This window comes from Pseudomonas sp. P8_229, assembly GCF_034008635.1.
Classification (GTDB): Bacteria; Pseudomonadota; Gammaproteobacteria; order Pseudomonadales; family Pseudomonadaceae; genus Aquipseudomonas.
On the sequence record NZ_CP125378.1, the window covers coordinates 5780084 to 5802138 of the forward strand.

At 61.8% G+C, this 22055-nt stretch carries 18 protein-coding genes; 8 read left to right on the forward strand and 10 right to left on the reverse strand.

The window, feature by feature from the left end; all coding sequences use genetic code 11:
- Positions 1-43 precede the first annotated feature (43 nt).
- The 7 genes from QMK55_RS26015 (at position 44) to QMK55_RS26045 (ending at position 5831) form a co-directional block, all read left to right on the forward strand.
- Complete coding sequence (locus tag QMK55_RS26015) at positions 44-706, forward strand: amino acid ABC transporter permease (RefSeq protein WP_003225455.1); 663 nt, start codon at positions 44-46, stop codon at positions 704-706.
- Between the two features lie 9 nt (positions 707-715).
- Complete coding sequence (locus QMK55_RS26020) at positions 716-1378, forward strand: amino acid ABC transporter permease (protein ID WP_025112526.1); 663 nt, start codon at positions 716-718, stop codon at positions 1376-1378.
- Entirely contained in the window at positions 1375-2172 is a 798-nt protein-coding gene (locus QMK55_RS26025; RefSeq protein WP_320328096.1) for an amino acid ABC transporter ATP-binding protein, read from the forward strand. Before QMK55_RS26020 ends, QMK55_RS26025 begins: the two co-directional genes overlap by 4 nt.
- Positions 2173-2202: 30 nt before the next feature.
- Positions 2203-2592 (forward strand): RidA family protein, encoded by a 390-nt coding sequence (locus QMK55_RS26030; protein WP_007912330.1) that lies wholly within the window; start codon positions 2203-2205, stop codon positions 2590-2592.
- Positions 2593-2748: 156 nt separating this feature from the next.
- Positions 2749-3513 (forward strand): IclR family transcriptional regulator, encoded by a 765-nt coding sequence (locus tag QMK55_RS26035; protein ID WP_102355359.1) that lies wholly within the window; start codon positions 2749-2751, stop codon positions 3511-3513.
- A gap of 40 nt (positions 3514-3553) precedes the next feature.
- Entirely contained in the window at positions 3554-4768 is a 1215-nt protein-coding gene (locus QMK55_RS26040) for an amino acid deaminase (RefSeq protein WP_320328097.1), read from the forward strand.
- A gap of 130 nt (positions 4769-4898) precedes the next feature.
- Positions 4899-5831 (forward strand): sugar kinase, encoded by a 933-nt coding sequence (locus tag QMK55_RS26045; protein ID WP_102355361.1) that lies wholly within the window; start codon positions 4899-4901, stop codon positions 5829-5831.
- Positions 5832-6057: 226 nt separating this feature from the next.
- On the opposite strand, the gene QMK55_RS26050 is transcribed toward QMK55_RS26045, so the two are convergent.
- Together QMK55_RS26050 and QMK55_RS26055 are read right to left on the reverse strand one after the other, a co-directional pair.
- A complete protein-coding gene (locus QMK55_RS26050) occupies positions 6058-6333 on the reverse strand; it encodes a peptidylprolyl isomerase (protein ID WP_003225447.1) in 276 nt (91 codons plus the stop codon).
- Positions 6334-6372: 39 nt separating this feature from the next.
- Positions 6373-8922 (reverse strand): PAS domain-containing sensor histidine kinase, encoded by a 2550-nt coding sequence (locus tag QMK55_RS26055; RefSeq protein WP_102355362.1) that lies wholly within the window; start codon positions 8920-8922, stop codon positions 6373-6375.
- 133 nt (positions 8923-9055) lie between these two features.
- Between QMK55_RS26055 and QMK55_RS26060 the strand changes: the two genes are divergently transcribed.
- Complete coding sequence (locus tag QMK55_RS26060) at positions 9056-10168, forward strand: PilT/PilU family type 4a pilus ATPase (protein WP_102355363.1); 1113 nt, start codon at positions 9056-9058, stop codon at positions 10166-10168.
- Between the two features lie 114 nt (positions 10169-10282).
- Here the strand turns inward: QMK55_RS26060 and QMK55_RS26070 are convergent, their stop codons facing one another.
- From QMK55_RS26070 to QMK55_RS26105, 8 genes are all read right to left on the reverse strand, one after another.
- A complete protein-coding gene (locus QMK55_RS26070) occupies positions 10283-12238 on the reverse strand; it encodes an acetoacetate--CoA ligase (protein WP_102355364.1) in 1956 nt (651 codons plus the stop codon).
- Positions 12239-12396: 158 nt separating this feature from the next.
- Positions 12397-13170, reverse strand: coding sequence for a 3-hydroxybutyrate dehydrogenase (hbdH, locus tag QMK55_RS26075; RefSeq protein ID WP_102355365.1), 774 nt, complete (start codon positions 13168-13170; stop codon positions 12397-12399).
- Between the two features lie 7 nt (positions 13171-13177).
- Entirely contained in the window at positions 13178-14569 is a 1392-nt protein-coding gene (locus QMK55_RS26080; RefSeq protein WP_320328098.1) for a GntP family permease, read from the reverse strand.
- 274 nt (positions 14570-14843) lie between these two features.
- Positions 14844-16259: a sigma-54 interaction domain-containing protein gene (locus tag QMK55_RS26085; RefSeq protein ID WP_320328099.1), complete on the reverse strand. Its 1416-nt coding sequence runs from the start codon at positions 16257-16259 to the stop codon at positions 14844-14846.
- 143 nt (positions 16260-16402) lie between these two features.
- A complete protein-coding gene (locus QMK55_RS26090; protein ID WP_320328100.1) occupies positions 16403-17977 on the reverse strand; it encodes an ABC transporter ATP-binding protein in 1575 nt (524 codons plus the stop codon).
- Between the two features lie 9 nt (positions 17978-17986).
- Positions 17987-19009, reverse strand: a complete 1023-nt coding sequence (locus QMK55_RS26095; protein WP_320328101.1) for an ABC transporter permease — start codon at positions 19007-19009, stop codon at positions 17987-17989.
- Positions 19009-20070 carry a microcin C ABC transporter permease YejB gene (locus QMK55_RS26100; protein ID WP_102355370.1) on the reverse strand — a complete coding sequence of 354 codons (1062 nt, stop codon included), beginning with the start codon at positions 20068-20070 and terminating at the stop codon, positions 19009-19011. The genes QMK55_RS26095 and QMK55_RS26100 overlap by 1 nt, the downstream gene beginning before the upstream one ends.
- Positions 20070-21938, reverse strand: a complete 1869-nt coding sequence (locus QMK55_RS26105) for an extracellular solute-binding protein (RefSeq protein WP_320328102.1) — start codon at positions 21936-21938, stop codon at positions 20070-20072. The genes QMK55_RS26100 and QMK55_RS26105 overlap by 1 nt, the downstream gene beginning before the upstream one ends.
- Between the last annotated feature and the right edge of the window lie 117 nt (positions 21939-22055).

The window sequence follows — 22055 nt, forward strand, 5'->3', positions numbered from 1 at the left end:
GAGTGGGGCGACTCGAATCGCCCCGCTCAAGGTACTGCTGACCATGAACTATCAGTTGAACTTTGCCGCCGTATGGCGCGATTTCGACACCTTGCTGGCGGGGCTCGGTCTGGGCCTCGAACTGGCGCTGGTGTCGATCGCCATCGGCTGCGTGATAGGCCTGCTGATGGCGTTTGCCTTGCTGTCGAAGCATCGCGCCTTGCGGGTGCTGGCCTCGGTGTACGTCACGGTGGTGCGTAACACGCCGATTCTGGTGTTGATTCTGTTGATCTACTTTGCCTTGCCAAGCCTGGGCATCCGCCTGGACAAGATCCCGTCGTTCATCATCACGCTGTCGCTGTATGCCGGGGCCTATCTGACCGAAGTGTTCCGTGGTGGCTTGCTGAGCATCCCCAAGGGCCAGCGTGAAGCCGGGCTGGCGATCGGCCTCGGTGAATGGCAGGTCAAGGCCTACGTCACGGTGCCGGTGATGTTGCGCAACGTGTTGCCGGCGTTGTCGAACAACTTCATTTCGCTGTTCAAGGACACCTCGTTGGCCGCTGCGATCGCGGTGCCGGAGCTGACCTATTACGCGCGCAAGATCAACGTCGAGAGCTACCGGGTGATTGAAACCTGGCTGGTGACCACGGCGTTGTATGTCGCGGCCTGTTACCTCATTGCCATGCTGCTGCGGTACCTCGAGCAGCGTCTGGCGATCCGCCGATAGGAGGCTGCGATGTACCAATCCCCCAGTTGGTTGCATGAGTTGTGGGTGGCACGCGAGACGTTGCTGCAAGGGTTTCTGACCAGTGTGCAGGTGTCGGCGCTGGCGATTCTGTTTGGCACGCTGCTGGGTGTCGTCACCGGTCTGGTGCTGACTTACGGCAAGTTCTGGATGCGCGCGCCGTTCCGCTTTTACGTCGATCTGATTCGCGGCACGCCAGTGTTTGTGCTGGTGCTGGCCTGCTTCTATATGGCGCCGGCGCTGGGCTGGCAGATCAGCGCGTTTCAGGCCGGTGCGTTGGGCCTGACGCTGTTCTGCGGCTCGCACGTTGCCGAGATTGTGCGCGGCGCCTTGCAGGCACTGCCGCGCGGGCAGATGGAGGCGAGCAAGGCGATCGGCCTGACGTTCTATCAGTCCCTCGGTTACGTGCTGCTGCCCCAGGCGTTGCGGCAGATCCTGCCGACCTGGGTCAACTCGTCCACCGAAATCGTCAAGGCCTCGACCTTGCTCTCGGTGATCGGCGTGGCCGAACTGCTGCTCAGCACGCAGCAGATCATCGCCCGGACCTTCATGACCCTGGAGTTCTACCTGTTCGCCGGTTTTCTGTTTTTTGTCATCAACTACGGCATCGAATTACTCGGCCGGCACATTGAAAAGCGGGTGGCCCTGCCATGACTCAAGCTCAAGTTTCCAACGTTGCAAACGGCCAGCCACTGCTGGACATCCGTGGCCTGCACAAACAGTACGGCGCGGTCGAAGTGCTCAAGGGCGTCGACCTGAGCATGCAGCGCGGCAACGTCGTCACGTTGATCGGTTCCAGTGGTTCGGGCAAGACCACGCTGCTGCGCTGCGTGAACATGCTCGAAGAGTTCCAGGGCGGGCAGATCCTGCTCGACGGCGAGTCCATCGGTTATGACGAGGTCGGCGGCAAACGCGTGCGCCACGCGGAAAAAGTCATCGCCCGCCATCGCGCCATGACCGGCATGGCCTTCCAGCAATTCAATCTGTTTCCGCACCTGACGGCGTTGCAGAACGTCACCCTGGGCCTGCTCAAGGTGAAGAAGATGCATAAGGACGAAGCCGTGGTGCTGGCCGAAAAATGGCTGGAGCGGGTCGGCCTGCTGGAACGGCGCAATCACTTTCCCGGTCAGTTGTCCGGTGGTCAGCAACAGCGCGTGGCGATTGCCCGGGCGATTGCGATGAACCCGAGCCTGATGCTCTTCGATGAGGTCACCTCGGCGCTGGACCCGGAGCTGGTCGGCGAAGTGCTCAACGTGATCAAGGGTCTGGCCGAAGACGGCATGACCATGCTGTTGGTGACCCACGAGATGCGATTCGCCTTCGAGGTCTCGGACAAGATTGTTTTCATGAATCAGGGGCGGATCGAAGAGCAGGGGCCTCCCAAGGAGCTGTTCGAACGCCCGCAATCACCGCGCCTGGCTGAGTTTTTCAAGAGCACGCGGTTTTAATCTTTGCTTTTGTCATCAGGAGAAGTACCCATGAGCATTACGCGTTACGGCACTGGCAGCACCGCCGCCGGCGGCCAGCCACGTCCATTCGCCCGCGCCGTTGAAGCGGATGGCTGGCTGCACGTGTCCGGCCAGGTGCCGGCAGTGGATGGCGAGATTATCGTTGGTGGCATCGTCGAACAGACCCACCAGACCATGAAGAACCTGATCGCGATTCTCGAAGAAGCCGGTTATGGCCTGGAGGATGTGGTGCGTGCCGGTGTATGGCTGGACGATCCGCGGGATTTCAGCAGTTTCAACAAGGTTTTCGGCGAATACTTCAAACCTGAGCACGCCCCGGCACGGGCCTGTGTGCAGGCGAGCATGATGGTCGACTGCAAGGTCGAGATCGACTGCATCGCGTACAAGAAAAAGGCTTGAACTGCACTCGATCGTTCCCACGCTCTGCGTGGGAATGCCTCTCGGAACGCTCCGCGTTCCAAGGGACGCAGAGCGTCCCGGGCTGCATTCCCACGCGGAGCATGGGAACGATCATTAGCGGTAAACTCCCGGCGACTTTGAATGGGAACCACTGAAATGACCGAAGACACCATCAAGCGCCGGGCCCGTGGTCTGGACCGGGCGTTCGATATCCTCGATTTCCTCAAGGAAATCGGCCAGCCGCTGCGTCCGAACGACATTGCCAATGGCATCGGCGGACCGAAATCCACGGTCTACGAGCTGGTTGCATCGTTGCTCGAACGGCGGATTCTGGAGCCGGTGGGCAAGGACGGTCACGTCTATCTCGGTCGCCAGTTGTATTTCCTCGGGCAGGCGCATCTGCGCCATTTCGACCTCAGTCGCGAGGCCGATCACGCCTTGCAGGAAATCGTCAGCCAGACCCGGGAGACCGCGCAGATGTGCCTGCTCAACGGGCGCAAGTACACGGTGGCGTTGATGAAGGAAGGCGAGCGGCATTTTCGTATTTCTTCCGACATTGGCGAGAACGCGCCGATCCCGTGGACCGCGTCCGGGCGCTTGCTGCTGGCGCACCTGAGTGATCAGCAGATCATCGACCTGATCGACGAAGACGACTACATCCTGCCCGACGGCGAACGCCTGCCGCTGGAACGCTTTCTGGCGGAGATCCGTCAGGCTGGCATCGACGGTTTCTTCTCCTTCGACAGCGTTGCCGACACCTTCACCCATTGCTTCGCCGCCCCGGTCAAAGACCCCAGCGGCATCGCCATTTGCACCCTGTGCATCGTCGCCCCACGGGCCGATGCGAAGAACAATTACAACGACTATCGCCGGGTTCTGATCGAGAGCGCCAACAGCCTCGCCCGGCGTATCAACGAATAACCGCGGCTGCCTGCCGGCCGCGACAGTGAGGAGTTCGACCATGACGACTGCGATCAATTCTGCTGTGGAAAAGGGCGATGCCGCCATCGGTGCGCATCTGGCGCGTGACGTCAGCCTTCCGGCGCTGGTGCTGCACCGCGAGGCGCTGGAGCACAACATTCGCTGGATGCAGAAGTTCGTCAGTGACAGCGGGGCAGAACTTGCGCCCCACGGCAAGACCAGCATGACCCCAGCCCTGTTCCAGCGTCAGCTCGACGCCGGTGCGTGGGGCATCACTCTGGCCAGCGCGACGCAGACCCGCGCAGCCTATGCCCACGGCGTACGGCGGGTGCTGATGGCCAACCAACTGGTCGGCACGCCGAACATGGCGCTGATTGCCGATCTGCTGGCAGACCCTGCATTCGACTTCCACTGCATGGTCGATCACCCGGACAACGTCGCCGATCTCGGCACCTACTTCGCCTCGCGCGGGGTCAAGCTGAACGTGATGATCGAGTACGGCGTGGTCGGCGGCCGCTGCGGTTGCCGCAGCGAGCAGGAAGTTATCGAACTGGCCGGGGCGATCAATGCGCAACCGGCACTGGCCCTGACCGGCATCGAAGGTTACGAAGGGGTGATCCACGGCGATCACGCGGTCAGCGGCATTCGCGAATTTGCCGGGTCGCTGGTGCGCCTGGCGGTGCAACTGCAGGACAGCGGCGCGTTTGCCATTGCCAAGCCGATCATCACCGCCTCGGGTTCGGCGTGGTACGACCTGATCGCCGAGTCGTTCGAAGCGCAGAATGCGGGCGGACGTTTCCTCAGCGTGCTGCGTCCGGGCAGTTATGTGGCCCACGACCATGGCATCTACAAGGAAGCGCAGTGCTGCGTGCTCGATCGTCGCAGCGATCTGCATGAAGGCCTGCGCCCGGCGCTGGAAGTCTGGGCCCATGTGCAATCGATGCCAGAGCCGGGCTTTGCGGTGATCGCCCTCGGCAAACGCGATGTGGCATTCGACGCCGGACTGCCGGTGCCGTTGCTGCGCTACAAGGCCGGTGTGGTGCCAGCGGTGGGCGATGACGTTGGCGCGTGCAAGGTCACGGCGGTGATGGACCAGCACGCGTTCATGACCGTGGCGCCGGGGGTTGAGCTGCGGGTGGGCGACATTATTTCCTTCGGCACTTCGCATCCGTGCCTGACGTTCGACAAGTGGCGGGTAGGGTTGCTGGTGGATGAGCAATTGGCGGTGGTCGAGAGCATGGAAACTTGCTTCTAAGGTCCGACACCGAGGTGCGGCCAATCGCGAGCAGGCTCACTCCTACAGTTGGAATGCGCTCCCCTGTAGGAGTGAGCCTGCTCGCGATGGGGCCGCATCAAACACTATCGAATCAGCAGAGACCCACCCGATGACCACCCTCAGCCCCCTGGGCCCGAACATCCCGCGCATCGCCCTGATCGGCGAGTGCATGATCGAACTCCAGCACCGTGCCGACGGCAGCCTGCAGCAAAGCTTCGGCGGCGACACCTTGAACACGGCGGTGTACCTGTCCCGCGCGCTCGGCGATAAGGCGCAGGTCGACTACGTCACTGCGCTGGGCGATGACAGTTTCAGCGACGCCATGTGCCAGAGTTGGGTCGAGGAAGGCATTGGCCTGGAACTCGTGCAGCGTCTGTCCGGTCGTTTGCCCGGCCTGTACTGCATCCAGACCGACGCCAACGGCGAGCGCCGTTTCCTCTACTGGCGCAATGAAGCCGCCGTGCGCGATTGCTTCACCACCCCGGCGGCGGAGCCGATTCTGGCAGCGCTGGCGGATTACGACGTGTTGTATTTCAGCGGTATCACCCTCGCGGTGCTGGGCGCCAAGGGCCGCGAGCGCTTGATCCAGACCCTGATCGAAGCCCGGCAGCGCGATGCGCGGATCGTCTTTGACAACAACTATCGACCGCGTTTGTGGGCGTCACAGGAAGACGCGCGAGCGGCGTATCGCAGCGTGTTGCCGCATGTCGATCTGGCCTTGCTGACGGTGGACGACGAGCAGGCGCTGTTCCATTTTGCCGACTGTGCGGCGGTGTTTGAGGCCTACGCAGAGATCGGTACGCCGGAGGTGGTGCTCAAGCGCGGCGCCGAGGCGTGTCTGATTCGCTGCGATGGCGAGGCGTTCGAGGTGCCGGCGCAGAAGGTCGACAAGGTTGTGGACACCACGGCGGCGGGGGATTCGTTCAGTGCGGCGTACCTGGCGAGCCGCTTGCTGGGGGGCAGTCCGGTCGAGGCGGCCGAGGCGGGGCATTGGCTGGCGAGTCGGGTGATTCAGGTGCCTGGGGCGTTGATCCCCAAGTAAGCGGCGAATGGCCGTTTGCTGCGCAATCGGTTCGCGAGCAAGCCCGCTCCCACAATGACGCATCCCAAACTGTGGGAGCGAGCCTGCTCGCGAAGAGGCCCTTACGCCAAACACTCAATCACGAAAAAAATACCCGCACCAAGTGATAACCGAACTTGCACCCACTGGCACGCATTCCAAACTGTGGGAGCGGGCTTGCTCGCGAAGAGGCCCTAAGGCCAAACACTCAATCGCGGAAAAACACCTGCACCAGGTGATAGCCGAACTTGCTCTTGATCGGCCCATGCACCGTGCGCAACGGTTTCTTGAAGATCACCGCATCAATCGCGCCGACCATCTGCCCCGGCCGCACTTCACCCAGATCGCCGCCGCGCTTGCCGGACGGGCAGGTCGAATATTTCTTCGCCAGCACATCGAACGCTTCGCCCTTGGCGATGCGTTGTTTGAGTTGTTCGGCCTCTTCGGCGGTTTTCACCAGAATGTGGCGGGCTTGGGCTTTCATCGTGCGATACCTGTAACGGGGTGACGGCGGGGCGCGGGATTATGCCTCAAGTGACGGCGTTTGGTGGATCATCGTGCGGATCTTGTTCGCCAGCACGTCAAGCGAAAACGGTTTGGCGACCATGTCCATGCCATCCTCCAGAAACCCCTGGCGCTCGGTGGCTTTCTGCGCATAACCGGTCATGAACAGCACTTTCAGGCCCGGGCGATGCTGACGGGCGATTTCCGCCAATTGGCGGCCGTTCATCCCCGGCAGGCCGACGTCGGTCACCAGCAGGTCCACGCGCAGATCCGATTCCAGCAATGGCAGAGCGGCACTGGCGTCGGCGGCTTCGTGGGCGAGGTAACCGAGTTCCTTGAGCAGGTCGAGGACCAGCATGCGCACCGCCGGGTCATCTTCGACCACCACTACGGTTTCCCCGGACCTGGCAGCCGGCGCGGTGCTGAGGGTTTCCACGATTGGCTGCTCGGGTTCCAGCAGATTCAGGCGCGGCAGGTACAGGCGCACGCACGTGCCCTGATCGGGCAGGCTGTCGAGGCTGACATGGCCGCCCGACTGTTGGGCGAAACCATAAATCATCGACAGCCCCAGCCCGGTGCCCTGGCCGATCGGCTTGGTGGTGAAGAATGGATCGAAGGCCTTGGCGCGCACCGACGGGGTCATGCCGGTGCCGTTGTCGCTGACCGCCAACATCAGATAGTCGCCGGCCTTGACCGGTTCGAGGGTGGTGATGTCGCTGCCGTCGAGGTAGACGTTGGCGGTTTCGATCAGCAGTTCGCCGCCATTGGGCATGGCGTCGCGAGCGTTGATCACCAGGTTGAGCAGGGCATTTTCCAGCTGGCTGACGTCGGTGCTGATCGCCCAGACATCCTCGGCGAGGCGCAGCGTAAGGTCGATCGGATCGCCCTTGGTGCGGCGGATCAAGTCTTCCAGCGAATGAATCAGCTCGTTGACGTCGAGGGTCTTGCGATCCAGCGACTGCCGACGCGAGAACGCCAGCAGGCGATGGGTCAATGCCGCCGCCCGGTTGGCTGACGACACGGCCGCTTCGGTAAATCGTCCGATTTCATGTGAGCGACCATCGGCGATGTAGCGTTGCATCAGGTCGAGGCTGCCGATGATTCCGGTGAGCATGTTGTTGAAGTCGTGGGCGATACCGCCGGTGAGCTGGCCGACCGCTTCCATTTTTTGCGCATGGCGCAACGCATCTTCGGCGCGTTCGCGTTCGAACATTTCGTTCTGCAGACGCTGATTGGCCTGGGCCAGTTGTTCGGTGCGGGCGCTGACCCGCTCCTCCAGGGTTTCATTCAGATTGCGCAGGGCTTCTTCGGTCTTTTTACGTTCGGTCTCGTCGATCACGAAAATATAGAAACCATTGACCGCGCCATCGGCACCGTGGCGCGGCAGGTAATTCATCAATGCATGGCGGTTGCTACCGTCGCGGTGCGGGGTATACAGGCTGAACGAGCAGGACCGCCCGGCCAGCGCTTCGGCGATGTACGGCGCGCGCAGAAAGTAGGCTTCTTCGCCGATCACGTCGCGAATGGTGCGGCCGTACAACTCCTGCGGGGTGAGGCCGTACCAGTCCAGATAAGCGGCATTGTTCAGGCGGAAACGCTCCTCATGGTCGACATAACTGATGAGGATCGGCATCGCGTTGATGATCAGTTGCAACTCGGTCTGGCTCTGGCGCAGTGCCTGCTCGGTGTGTTTACGCTCGGTCAGGTCCAGCGCGGCGCCGAGGAACCGTACCGGGCGACCGTGGTGATCCTTGTAACAACGACCCCGGGCAAACACCCAGCGCAGTTCGCCGTCGGCGCGCAGCAGGCGATATTCCTCGGCGTATTCGGTGCCATGGGTGATGCAGTGCTTGATGCTGCGGGCGATCAGGGCGCGGTCTTCGGGATGCACGCCTTGCAGGTAATCACTGATCGGCAACTGGCTGGCCAGCGCCGGGTCGATGCCGTGCAGTTGCGCGAAATGGGCGTCGGCAATGAAGCGATCTTCGCCGATATTCCAGTCCCAGGTGCCGACCGCATCGGTGGCGGCCAGCGCCAGTTGCAGGCGTTCTTCGGTGTCGCGCTGGGCCTTGAGGCTTTCTTCGGAACGGCGTTGCAGTTCGAGGGCGATGCGTCGGCGTTCGTTGGTTTCAATGGCGGTCACCAGAATGCCGGCGACTTGCGCATTCTCGTCACGGATCGGGCTGTAGGTCAGGTCCAGCCAGAAGTCGGATTCCTTCCCTTCGCGTTGCAGGGTAAATCGCCGTTCGCTGTAGGTGCGCACCTGGCCTTGTAGGACGGCTCGATAAATCGGGTCGGTAAAGTCTTGAAGTTCCGGCCATATAAGATGCGCCGGCTGTCCGAAAGCGTGTGGATGCTTGCTGCCAGCCAGCATCGCAAAGCCGTTGTTGTAGATCTGCGTGAGCTGCGTGCCCCACAACAGCAGCATCGGCATCGGCGAGTGAATCACGATGTCCACCGCGGTGCGCAGGCTTTGTGGCCAGGTGCCGGCAGCGCCCAACGGCGTACGAGTCCAGTCGGTGCGGGCGATCAAGGCTTGGGCGTCGTCGGGGGAGGGAGCTGGGTTCATCACGTCTATCCTGAGCGTCGGTCAGTGCGTCGGCGTCTACTATTCTTGCACTTGCGGTAGACGCTGTATGACCCATTACGTCACGACACTGGGTCATTTCTGTTCATTGAATGCTGCGCGGGTGCTTTTTGCCATGGAAATCGATGCACTGTTGATCCGCCTGTCGAGCCAGCACGGCTCCGACCTGTTCCTCTCCACTGGCGCGCCGCCCAGTGCGCGCATCGACGGGGTGCTGACGCCGTTCAGCGAGCGGCCGTTCAAACCGGGTGAGGTCCAGGCCATCGCCAACTCCCTGATGGACGCCGAGCAGCGGCGCGAGTTCGATCGGGAACTGGAAATGAACCTGGCGATTTCGCGCACCGGTGTCGGGCGTTTTCGCCTGAACATCTTCAAACAACGCAACGACGTGTCAATCGTGATCCGCAACGTCAAGCTTGATATCCCGCGCTTCGAAGACCTCAAGTTGCCTCCGGTGCTGCTGGAAACGGTGATGCTCAAGCAGGGGTTGATCCTGTTCGTCGGTGCCACCGACTCCGGCAAATCCACCTCGTTGGCCGCGCTGATCGATCACCGCAACCGGCACAGCAGCGGGCACATCATCACCATCGAAGACCCGGTGGAGTATATCCATCGGCACAAGCGCTCGATCATCAACCAGCGCGAAGTCGGGGTCGATACCCGCAGTTTCCAGGCCGCGCTGAAAAACACCCTGCGCCAGGCTCCGGATGTGGTGCTGATCGGCGAAATCCGCGACCGCGAAACCATGGAACATGCCCTGACGTTTGCCGACACCGGGCATCTGGTGCTGTCGACACTGCACGCGCACAACGCCAATCAGGCGCTGGACCGTATCGTCAATCTGTTCCCCGAAGAACGCCGCCCGCAGTTGCTGCATGCGCTGGGCAACAATCTCAAGGCGTTTGTCTCGCAACGGCTGGTGCGCACCCTCGACGGGCAGCGGCGGGCGGCGGTCGAGGTGATGTTGGGCACGCCGACCATCGCCGACCTGATCCGCCGCAACGAGTTGGGCGAACTCAAGGGCATCATGGACAAATCGGCCGAAGTCGGGATGCAGACCTTCGATGCGGCGCTGTACGCGCTGGTGGTGGAGGGTGTAATCAGCGAAGACGAGGCGCTCAAGCATGCCGACTCACAAAACAATCTGCGCCTGCGCCTGAAGCTGCATGCCGAGGCGGCGCCGACGCCGGCACCACCGGCATCGGGCGAATGGGGCTTGATGGATTGACACCTCACCCTTGTGGGAGCGGGCTTGCTCGCGAAAGCGGTGTATCAGTAAACGATGATGTCGGCTGACACTCCGCCTTCGCGAGCAAGCCCGCCCCCACAAGGGGATGGCGTGCTAATCCGATAGCTCCGGGCGATTGCGAAACTGCTCCAATGCCTCGGGATTGGCCAGCGCATCGGTGTTTTTCACCGGCTCACCGTGCACCACATTGCGCACGGCGAGTTCGACCACTTTGCCGCTGATGGTGCGCGGGATGTCGGTGACGGTCACGATCTTCGCCGGCACATGGCGCGGTGTGGTGTTGGCGCGGATCACCTGGCGGATCTGTTGTTGCAGGTTGTCATCCAGCGCCACGCCATCCTGCAGGCGCACAAACAGCACCACGCGCACATCGTCCTGCCATTGCTGCCCGATGGCTACGCTGTCCAGCACCTGCGGGACTTTCTCGACCTGACGATAGATTTCCGCCGTGCCGATGCGCACGCCACCGGGGTTGAGTACGGCGTCGGAGCGGCCGTGAATCAGCATCCCGCCGTGGGGCAATTGCTCGGCGTAATCGCCCTGGGCCCAGACGCCGGGGAACAGGCTGAAATAGGATTTGCGCAGCTTTTCGCCATCGTCATCGTGCCAAAGCCCGACGGGCATCGCCGGGAAATGCCGGGTGCAGACCAGTTCACCTTTCTCGCCAATGACGGCGACGCCCGCGTCGTTCCACACTTCAACCGCCATGCCCAGGCTTTTGCCCATGATTTCGCCACGGCGCACGGCCGACATCGGGTTACCGTTGACGAAACACGACACCACATCGGTGCCGCCCGACATCGACGCCAGGCACACGTCGCGCTTGAAGTCGCGGTAGACGAAGTCGTAGCTCTGCGGTGACAGCGCCGAACCGGTGCAGAGCAAGGTCTTCAGACTGCGCAGGTCATGGCTTTGCGCAGGCTTGACGCCGCTGCTCTCCAGCGTCGCCAGAAACTTGGGGCTGGTGCCGAACACGCTGATGCGCTCATCGTCGATCAGGTCGAGCAGGCGTTGGTTATCCGGATGAAACGGTGAGCCGTCATACAGCACCACCGCGCTGCCGACCGCGAGGGCCGAGACCAGCCAGTTCCACATCATCCAGCCGCAAGTGGTGTAGTAGAACAGTCGGTCACCGGGGCCGAGATCGACGTGCAGGCCGTGCTCCTTGGCATGCTGCAACAGCACGCCACCGGTGCTGTGCACGATGCATTTGGGCACGCCGGTGGTGCCGCTGGAATACAGCACGTAGAGCGGGTGCTTGAACGGCACCGGGACGAAACGCGGTTCGCCGCCGGGCTGGTAGAAGTCGTCCCACAACGTCACGTTGGCGTGAGTGCGGTAATCCCCGGCGCGGGCCTGTTCGCGGGCGTAGGGCACGATGATCAGTTGTTGCAGCGACGGTAGCTGCGCGAGGATTTGATTGACCTTGGTGGTCTGGTCGATGTCTTTGCCGGCGTAACGGTAACCGGCGCAGGTGACCAGCACCTTGGGCTCGATCTGGCCGAAACGGTCGATCACCCCGTGGGTGCCGAAGTCCGGCGACGAGCACGACCAGATCGCGCCGAGGCTGGTGGTCGCGAGCATTGCCACAAGGGTCTGCCAGGTATTGGGCATGCACGCCGCCACGCGGTCGCCGAGGCCTATACCTGCGGCTTGCAGACTGGCTTGAAAACCGGCGACGTGCTCGGCCAGCTCGGCCCATGTCAGCTGTTCGCGCTGACCGTTTTCCGCCACGGCAATCACCGCCACGGCATCGTCACGGCGGCGCAGCAAGTGTTCGGCAAAGTTCAGGGTCGCGCCGGGAAACCACTCGGCGCTGGGCATCTGCGCGCCCTCACGCAGGACGGCGTCGGGCTGGGTGTGAAAGCGGATGTCGAAAAAGTCGACGATCGCCTGCCAGAACGCTTCGCGTTGTTCGACGCTCCAGCGGTGCAGGTCGTTGTAGCTGCTCAGGGCCAGGCCATGACGCTGATTGATGTCGCGCCGCAACTGATCCATGCGCGATTGGGCGATACGCTCGGCATCGGGTTGCCAGAGGATGTCGGACATTGGTTTGCCTCTTGTTATCTGATTCATACATACAAGCCCGCGTGGTACATCCATCTTTTGTAGGAGTGAGCCTGCTCGCGATGACGGTGTATCAGCCAACATCAATGTTGAATGTCAGTCCGCTATCGCGAGCAGGCTCGCTCCACAAGGGCGCAGCATTACTGCGCCAACCAACCCCCATCAATATTCCACGCCGCGCCCCGCACCTGGCTGCCAGCCTCGCTGCACAAGAACAGCACCAGTTCCCCCAGATGCTGTGGCGTGACGAATTCCAGTGACGGCTGTTTCTCGGCCAGCAGATCATGCTGCGCCTGCTGCGGGTCGACACCCTTGGCCGCACGGTCGTCGATCTGTTTTTGCACCAGCGGCGTCAGCACCCAGCCCGGGCAGATCGCGTTGCAAGTGACGTTGCTGGTCGCCGTCTCCAGGCCAACCACTTTGGTCAGACCGATCACCCCGTGTTTGGCCGCGACATACGCAGCCTTGCCGGTCGAACCGACCTGGCCGTGCACCGAAGCAATGTTGACGATCCGCCCCCAGCCTTTGGCGCGCATCCCCGGCAGGCTCAGACGGGTGCTGTGGAACACCGACGACAGGTTGATCGCGATAATCGAATCCCAGCGCTCCACCGGAAATTCCTCCACGGCCGCCACATGCTGGATCCCGGCGTTGTTGACCAGAATGTCGACGCCGCCGAATTCGCGTTCGGCGTAAGCGATCATCTCGGCAATCTGCACCGGATCGCTGACGTCGGCCGGGTGATGCCCGACCTTGCCGCCGAACTGGCCGACTTCGGCGATGACGCTCGATGCATCGCCGAAACCGTTGAGAATCAGGTTGGCGCCGGCCTTGGCCAGGCTCAGGGCGATGCCCAGACCGATGCCGCTGGTGGAACCGGTAACCAGTGCGGTCTTGCCCGAAAGAGTGGTCATGAATACCTCACACAATGCCAGTGGCGTAGAAAGTGCCGATCACTACAAAGACCGCCAGGGTCTTGATCAGCGTAATACAGAAAATGTCTTTATAGGCTTCGCGGTGGGTCAGACCGGTGACCGCCAGCAAGGTGATCACCGCGCCGTTGTGCGGCAGGGTGTCCATGCCGCCGCTGGCCATGGCGGCAACGCGGTGCAGCACTTCCAGCGGTATGTTCGCCGCATGCGCCGCGGCGATGAACTGCTCGGACATCGCCGCCAGCGCAATGCTCATGCCGCCCGACGCCGAGCCGGTGATGCCCGCCAGCAGGGTCACGGTGATCGCTTCGTTGACCAGCGGATTGGGGATTTGCTTGAGCCAGTCGGCCAGCACCAGGAAGCCCGGCAACGAGGCAATCACCGCGCCGAAACCGTATTCCGAAGCGGTGTTCATCGCCGCCAGTAGCGCGCCGCTGACCGCACTCTTGCTGCCCTCCGCGAGTTTGCTGCGGATCGCCTTGAAGCCGAACGCCAGCACCAGCAGGATGCCGATCAGCAACGCCGCTTGCACCGCCCAGATCGCGGTGAGTTTGGCGATTTCCGTGGTCACCGGCGTGGCCATGCCCGGCAGCGCGAGGCTGTGAGTCTTGCCGTACCACTGCGGAATCCACTGGGTGAACAGCAGGTTCATGATGCCCACCGCCAGCAGCGGCGACAGGGCGATCCACGGGTTCGGCAACTTCAGGTCTTCGGCCGTTTCCGGTTCGTTACGCAACTCGGTGCCATAGCCTTCGCCGGCGCGCTGCGCCTTGTTGCGTTGGCGCTGGAGGAACAGCATGCCGGCGCAGAATACGAAAATCGTGCCGATCACGCCCAGCCACGGCGCGGCCCAAGCGGTGGTGTTGAAGAAGGTGCTGGGGATGATGTTCTGGATCTGTGGAGTGCCGGGCAGGGCGTCCATGGTGAACGAGAACGCGCCGAGGGCGATGGTCGCCGGGATCAGGCGTTTGGGGATATTGCTCTGGCGGAACATCTCCGCCGCGAACGGATAAACCGCAAACACCACGACGAACAGCGACACGCCGCCATAGGTGAGGAGGGCGCAGACCAGCACAATCACCAGCATCGCCTGCTGGGTGCCGAGCAGGCGAATGGCGGCGGCAACGATCGAACGGGAGAACCCCGACAACTCGATCAGTTTGCCGAACACCGCGCCGAGCAGGAATACCGGGAAATACAGTTTGATGAAACCGACCATTTTCTCCATGAACACACCGGTGAAGGCAGGGGCGACGGCGGACGGATCGGTGAGCAGGACAGCGCCGAGGGCGGCGATCGGGGCGAAGAGGATAACGCTGTAGCCACGGTAGGCGGCGAGCATCAGCAGCGCGAGGGCGGCCAAGGCAATGATCACACTCATGGTGTGTCTCCAGGGATTGTTATTGTTGTGGGTGAAGCGGGTGTGGGGAGGGCTTTAGCGAGATCTGTGCCAGATATTCAAGTTATTGAAATTTAAAGGTTTTATTTTTCTTGTGAGCGCGGTTTAGAAGTTTTGTCTCTTTTCTGAGATATTTTTGAATGTACTGACGTCTTCGCGAGCAAGCCCGCTCCCACACTCGGAATGCATTTCTCTGTGGGAGCGGGCTTGCTCGCGAAGCTTTGGCTGTTATCCTTTTATGGAGACTAATATCTCTTTATTGAGACTCGGTAATGCCCAAGGCCAGCATCTTCTTGTACAGCGTCGACCGCCCCAGCCCCAGGCGAGCAGCCGCCTCTGGCACCTTGCCTGCACATTGCGCGAGGGCGGACTCGATCAATTGGCGATCAAAACGCTGGCGCGCCTGGGCGAATGTCTCGTCTGCCAAAGGCTGAGGCGCCGGCACCGACGGGCGTTCAACCGGGGTAAAGGTGCCGATGGCGGCGCGAATATCCTCTGCGCTCAGGCTCAGGTCATCACTGAGCAGCGCCGCGCGCTCCAGTACATTACGCAACTCACGGATGTTCCCCGGCCACGCATGCTGGCCGAGCAGGTCCAGCGCCGCGCGGCTCAGTTCATGCTGACTGCGCAACTCTTCAAGGATCGCTTCGCTCAGCGCCGGCAGATCGTCAAGACGCTCGCGCAGCGGCGGAACATGGATCGGCAGCACGTTGAGGCGGTAATACAAGTCGGCGCGGAACTCGCCGCGCTTGATCGCGGCTTGCAGGTCGGTCGAAGTTGCTGCGATCACCCGCACATCGCTCTGGATCACGTCGTTGGAGCCGACCGGTTCGAATTCCTTTTCCTGCAGCACCCGCAGCAGTTTGCTTTGCAACGGCAGCGGCATGTCGCCGATCTCATCGAGAAACAGCGTACCGCCCTGGGCGATCTGCAACTTGCCGGTACGACCCTTGCGGTCGGCGCCGGTAAACGCGCCGGGCGCGGTGCCGAAAAACTCGGCTTCCAGCAACGCTTCGGGAATCGCCGCGCTGTTGATGCTGACGAAGGCTTTGTGCGCGCGTGGCGAGGCACTGTGAATCGCCTGGGCCAGCAACTCCTTGCCAGTGCCGGTTTCGCCGAGCAGCAACACCGCTGACTCGGCGCTGGCGCTGCGTCGGGCGCGGCGTTTGACTTCGAGACTGGCGGTGCTGGTGCCAATGAAATGGGCGAAGTTGTATTTGGTCTGCCGGGCCCGCAGCAGGGAACGGGTCGAAGCCAGCTCCTCCTGCATGCTCAGGTAGCGCTTGAGCATCGGCGACAGCGTGCGCAACTCATCGAACAGGGCAAAACCGATTGCCCCGATCACCGCGCCGGCATCGTCGTGGATCGGCAGGCGCATCACCACCAGCGGCTCTTTGGGTGTGTCCTGCATGTCCAGCAGGATCGGCCGGCCGGTGCGCACCACGTCGCGCAGCAAACTGCCGGGGATCACGCTTTCGCAGGGTTGGCCGATGGCTTTTTTCGCCGACTCAAGACCAAAGCGCCGGGCATAGCGCTCGTTCATCCAGACGATGTTGGCATCACGATCGACAATCACCGTGCCTTCGCTGGACTGCTCGATGATCTCGAACAGCGAGCGGATCGCCAGCGTGCGAACGCGTTGGTAGTCCTTGAGGCTTTCGGTGGTGTTCATGGGCGGGTTGATCCGGAACTTGGGTGGTTGGTAAGGGCCTCTTCGCGAGCAAGCCCGCCCCCACATTTGAAATGCATTCCCATGTGGGAGCGGGCTTGCTCGCGAAGGCCGCGACTCGGTATCAAGGCAAGCGCCGATTATGCCTACCGCGGATGCGCCGCCGCCAACAGCTCCTTGGTGTACGGATGCTGCGGCGAATCGAACACATCATGGCTGGCACCGCGCTCGACCACTTTGCCATCCTTGATCACGATCATGTCATGCGCCAGCGCCCGCACCACCGCCAGGTCGTGGCTGATGAACAAATAGGTCAAGCCGTGTTTTTCCTGAAGGTCGCGGAGCAGGGCGACCACCTGTTTCTGCACGGTCCGGTCGAGGGCCGAAGTCGGCTCGTCGAGCAGAATCAACGCCGGTTTCAGCACCAGTGCGCGGGCGATGGCGATGCGCTGGCGCTGGCCGCCGGAAAACTCGTGCGGGTAGCGATGGCGGCTTTGTGGGTCGAGGCCGACTTCCTTGAGCACGCGGATTACCTGTGCGTCGCATTCCTCGGCGCTGGACTGACAATGCACCTCCAGTCCTTCGCTGATGATTTGCGCCACTGACATACGTGGGCTGAGGCTGCCGAACGGGTCCTGAAACACCACCTGCATCTGCCGGCGCCACGGTCGCAACTGTTTCTGATCGAGACCGTCGAGGGCTGCGCCCTGGAAACGGATGCTGCCCGCGGAATCAAGCAGCCGCAGAATGGCCTGGCCCAGGGTTGACTTGCCCGAACCGGATTCGCCGACAATGCCCAGGGTTTTACCACGCTGGATATTCAGGCTGATGCCGTCCACCGCGCGCAGGTATTGCTTGCGCTGGAACAGCCCGCCACCGACGACGAACTCGACCCGCAGATCATCGACTTCCAGTACGTTCTCGCGCTCGTCCCGGGGCAATGCTTCGCCCTCCGGTTCGGCGTTGAGCAGCACGCAGCTGTACGGGTGCTTCGGTTCGGTAAACAGGGTTTCGCACGGCGCCTGCTCGACGATCTCGCCAGACTTCATCACGCACACCCGTTGCGCAATGCTGCGCACCAGATTGAGGTCGTGGCTGATCAGCAGCAGCGACATACCCAGGCGTTGTTGCAAGGATTTGAGCAGCAGCAGGATCTTGCGCTGCACCGTCACATCGAGCGCGGTGGTCGGCTCGTCGGCAATCAGCAGTTCCGGCTCGCAGGCCAGGGCCATGGCAATCATCACCCGTTGCCGCTGACCGCCGGACAGTTGATGCGGATAGGCCTTGAGGCGCTCCTTGGGTTTCTGAATGCCCACCAGTTCCAGCAGTTCGAGAATCCGCTGTTGCGCCGCTTTACCGCCCAGGCCCCGATGCACCAGCAGGGTTTCGCCGATCTGCTTTTCAATGGTGTGCAGGGGATTGAGCGAGGTCATCGGCTCCTGGAAGATCATCGCGATACGGTTGCCGCGCAGTTCGCGCAGCACCTTCGGATCGGCACCGACCAGTTCCTGGCCACGATAGCGAATGCTGCCAATGGTTTGCGCATCGCCTTCGGGGAGCAATTGCAGGATCGAATGCGCGGTTACCGACTTGCCCGAACCCGACTCGCCGACCAGCGCCAGGCATTCACCGGGACGGATGTCAAGGCACAGGTTGCGCACCGCTGGCTGGCCATGGAAGGCGACATTCAGGTCACGGATTTCGATCAGATTATCAGTCATGGTTGCACTTCAGGATCGTGGATCGAACGCGTCGCGTAACGCTTCGCCAATGAACACCAGCAAGGACAGAATCAGCGCCAGGGTGAAAAACGCCGTCAGCCCGAGCCACGGAGCTTGCAGGTTCTGCTTGCCCTGACCGATCAGCTCGCCCAGCGAGGCGCTGCCGGCCGGCATGCCAAAACCGAGGAAGTCGAGGGCAGTGAGGGTGGAAATCGCCCCGGTCAGAATGAACGGCAGGTAACTCAGCGTCGCGTTCATCGCATTGGGCAGGATGTGCCGGAAAATCACCTTGCGGTCGCTCAGGCCGAGGGCGCGAGCGGCTTTTACGTATTCCAGGTTGCGCCCGCGCAGGAACTCGGCGCGCACCACATCCACCAGCGCCAGCCACGAAAACAGCGCCATGATGCCCAGCAGCCACCAGAAGTTCGGTTCGACGAAACCGGACAGGATGATCAGCAGGTACAGCACCGGCAACCCGGTCCAGACCTCCAGCAGACGCTGCCCGAGCAGGTCGACCCAGCCGCCGTAGTAGCCTTGCAGGGCGCCGGCAGCAATGCCGATCAGCGCGCTGATGGCGGTCAGCATCAGGGCAAACAGGATCGACACCCGAGCACCGAAAATCACCCGCGCCAACACGTCGCGTGCCTGATCGTCGGTGCCGAGCCAGTTGACCTTCGAAGGTGGGCTCGGCGCGGGCTGATTGAGGTCGTAGTTAGGCGTGTCATCGCTGAACGGAATCGGCGGAAATACCAGCCAGCCACCGTCCTTGCGGATCAGGTTCTGCACATAGTCGCTACGGTAATCGGCCTGGAACGGCAGTTGCCCGCCAAACTCCTGCTCGGTGTAACGCTTGAATACCGGGAAGTAGAACTGGCCCTGATAGCTGACGACCAGCGGTTTGTCGTTGGCGATCAGTTCGCCGCCCAGCGTCACGATGAACAGTCCGATGAACAGCCATAGCGACCACCAGCCACGGCGGTTTTTCTTGAATCGCGCGAAACGGCGACGGCCCAGAGGCGAGAGCTTGAACATCAGGCGTTCCTCGCGGCGAAGTCGATACGCGGATCTACCAGTGTGTAGCACAGGTCGCCGATCAGTTTTATCAAGAGGCCGAACAGGGTGAAGATGAACAGTGAGCCGAACACCACCGGGTAGTCACGGGACACCGCCGCCTCGTAACTCATGCGGCCGAGACCGTCGAGGGAGAAGATCACTTCGATCAGCAGCGAGCCGGCAAAGAACACGCTGATGAACGCCTGCGGAATCCCCGAGACCACCAGCAGCATCGCGTTGCGGAACACGTGGCCGTAGAGCACGCGGCGTTCGCTCAGGCCTTTGGCGCGGGCGGTGACCACATACTGGCGGGTGATTTCATTGAGGAACGAGTTCTTGGTGAGGATCGTCAGCGTGGCGAAACCGCCGATCACCAGCGCGGTCACCGGCAGCACCAGGTGCCAGAAGTAATCGGCGATCTTGCCCAGGGTCGACAGCGATTCGAAGTTGTCGGAGACCAGCCCGCGCACCGGGAACCAGTTCAGTGAGGTGCCACCGGCAAACACCACGATCAGAAACATCGCAAACAGAAACGCCGGCATTGCGTAGCCGATGATGATCGCGGTGCTGCTCCAGATGTCGAAATGGCTGCCGTGATGTACCGCCTTGCGAATGCCCAGCGGGATCGACACCAGGTAGGTAATCAGCGTCGCCCACAGTCCCAGGGAGATGGTCACCGGCATTTTTTCGAGGATCAGGTCGGTGACCGTGGCACCGCGGAAAAAGCTTTTGCCGAAGTCCAGCCGCGCATAGTTCTTGAGCATCAGCCACAGGCGTTCATGCGCCGGTTTGTCGAAACCGTACTGCTTTTCGATGTCCTTGATCAGTTGCGGATCGAGGCCTCGGCTGGCGCGTGAGGTGCTGCTCATGGTCTCGCTGGCACCGCCACCGACACTGGCGCCGCCAATTCCCTGCAAATGGGCGATGGCCTGTTCGACCGGGCCGCCGGGCGCCGCCTGAATGATCACGAAATTGACCAGCAGAATGATCACCAGCGTCGGAATGATCAGCAGCAGGCGCCGCAGAATGTATGCCCACATCAGTGCGGTCCTCCGGGTCTGCCACGGCCGATCTTCTCGGCGGTCATCTGCTGGTTGGTCAGCGGCGTGCTGCTGATCTCCCACCAGCTCTCGATGGCTTCGTCATTGCTGGCCTGTATAGCCGGCATGCCGAAGCGGTTCCACCAGACGGTGGAGGTGCCCGGCGGGTAATAGTTGGGGATCCAGTAATAGTTCCATTGCAGCACCCGGTCCAGCGCATGGGCGTAGTGCAACATGTCGCTCTGCGTCGAGGCGCGGATCAAGCCGTTGATCAAGCTGTCGACCGCCGGGTTCTTCAGCACCATGTAGTTGTTGGCGCCGGGGTCGTTGGCTGAAATCGAACCGAAGTAATTGAGCAACTCGCCACCCGGAGAGGTGGTGACCGGATAGCCAGTGACGATCATGTCGTAGTCGCGGCTCATCAGGCGATTGACGTATTGCGAGGAGTCGATGCGACGGATGTTGAGGTCGATGCCGATCTGCTTCAGCGTGCGCTTATAAGGCAGGAGCAAACGGTCCATGCCGTTCTGGCTGACCAGAAAGGTGAAACTCAATGGCTCGCCTTCGGCGTTGACCAGTTGGTCGCCATCAGGTTTCCAGCCGGCCTGTTCCAGCAACTGCAGCGCTTGCAACTGTTTGTCGCGGATCAAGCCGCTGCCATCGGTTTTCGGCGCTTCGAAGACCTGGCTGAAGACTTCATCGGGAATCTGCCCGCGCAGCGGTTCGAGGATCTTCAGTTCCGCCGCATCCGGCAACTCGCGGGCAGCCAGCGCGGAATTGGAGAAGTAGCTCTGCTGGCGGATGTACATATTGCGCATCATCTGCCGGTTGCTCCACTCGAAATCCCAGAGCATCGCCAGCGCCTGGCGCATCCGGCGATCCTGGAACATCGGCTTTTGCAGATTGAACACGAAACCCTGGGCCGATTGCGGGGCTTCGGTGGCGAGGTGGGCCTTCTGCAAACGGCCGTCGCTCAGCGCGGGGCTGTCGTAGCCGATCGAGTAGCCAGTCGCGGAGAACTCGCGGTTGTAGTCATAGGCGCCGCCGCGCAGCACCTGGCGTGCAACATCGGTGTCGCCGAAATACTCGATGCTGAAGTGATCGAAGTTGTACAGGCCGCGACTGACCGGCAGGTCCTTGCCCCACCAGTCGGGGTTGCGTTCAAAGGTGATGCTGCGGCCGGAATCGACCTTGCCGACCCGATAGGGACCACTGCCCAGTGGCGGTTCATAGCCACCGCCACCGGCAAAGTCGCGGGTTTTCCACCAGCGCTCGGGAAACACCGGCAGGGTGGCGATGTCCAGCGGCAACGTGCGGTTCTCGTTGCTTTTGAAGTCGAAACGCACGGTCAGCGGCGCTTCCACTTCAACGCCTTTGACGTCGGCGAACTGCGTGCGATAGCGCAGGCTGCCCTGTGTCATCAACAAGTCATAGGTGTAGCGCACGTCTTCGGCGGTGATCGGTGTGCCATCGGCGAAGCGCGCCTTGGGATTGATGAAGAAGCGCAGGGACAGGCCGTCCTCCGAGCGCTCCATCTTTTGCGCCACCAGTCCGTAGACGGTGTAAGGCTCGTCCATTGAACGCTGGGCCAGCGGTGAATAGAGCATGCCGTCAATCTGGGTGACGCCGATGCCTTTGTCTATATAAGGCAGGATGTGATCGAAATGACCGATTTCTATCGCCGAACGGCGCATTGTGCCGCCCTTGGGCGCCTGCGGATTGGTGTAGTCGAAGTGGCTGAAGCCGGCCGGGTATTTGGCAGGTTCGCCATAGACGGTCAACGCGTGTTGCGGGGTGGCGTCCACACCAGCGGCGCCCAACAGCAGGGCCACGGCAGTGAACAGCAGAGAAGGGAAAGCCAGTCGCATTGTCAGCCTTAAAGCCGGGTGATCGATAAGCGCAATTTGTACGCGAGCGGCGCGTCAGCCGCCAGCCGTATCCTGTAACCGAAACACAACGGCCCACCAGAAGGCGGGCCGTTGGGG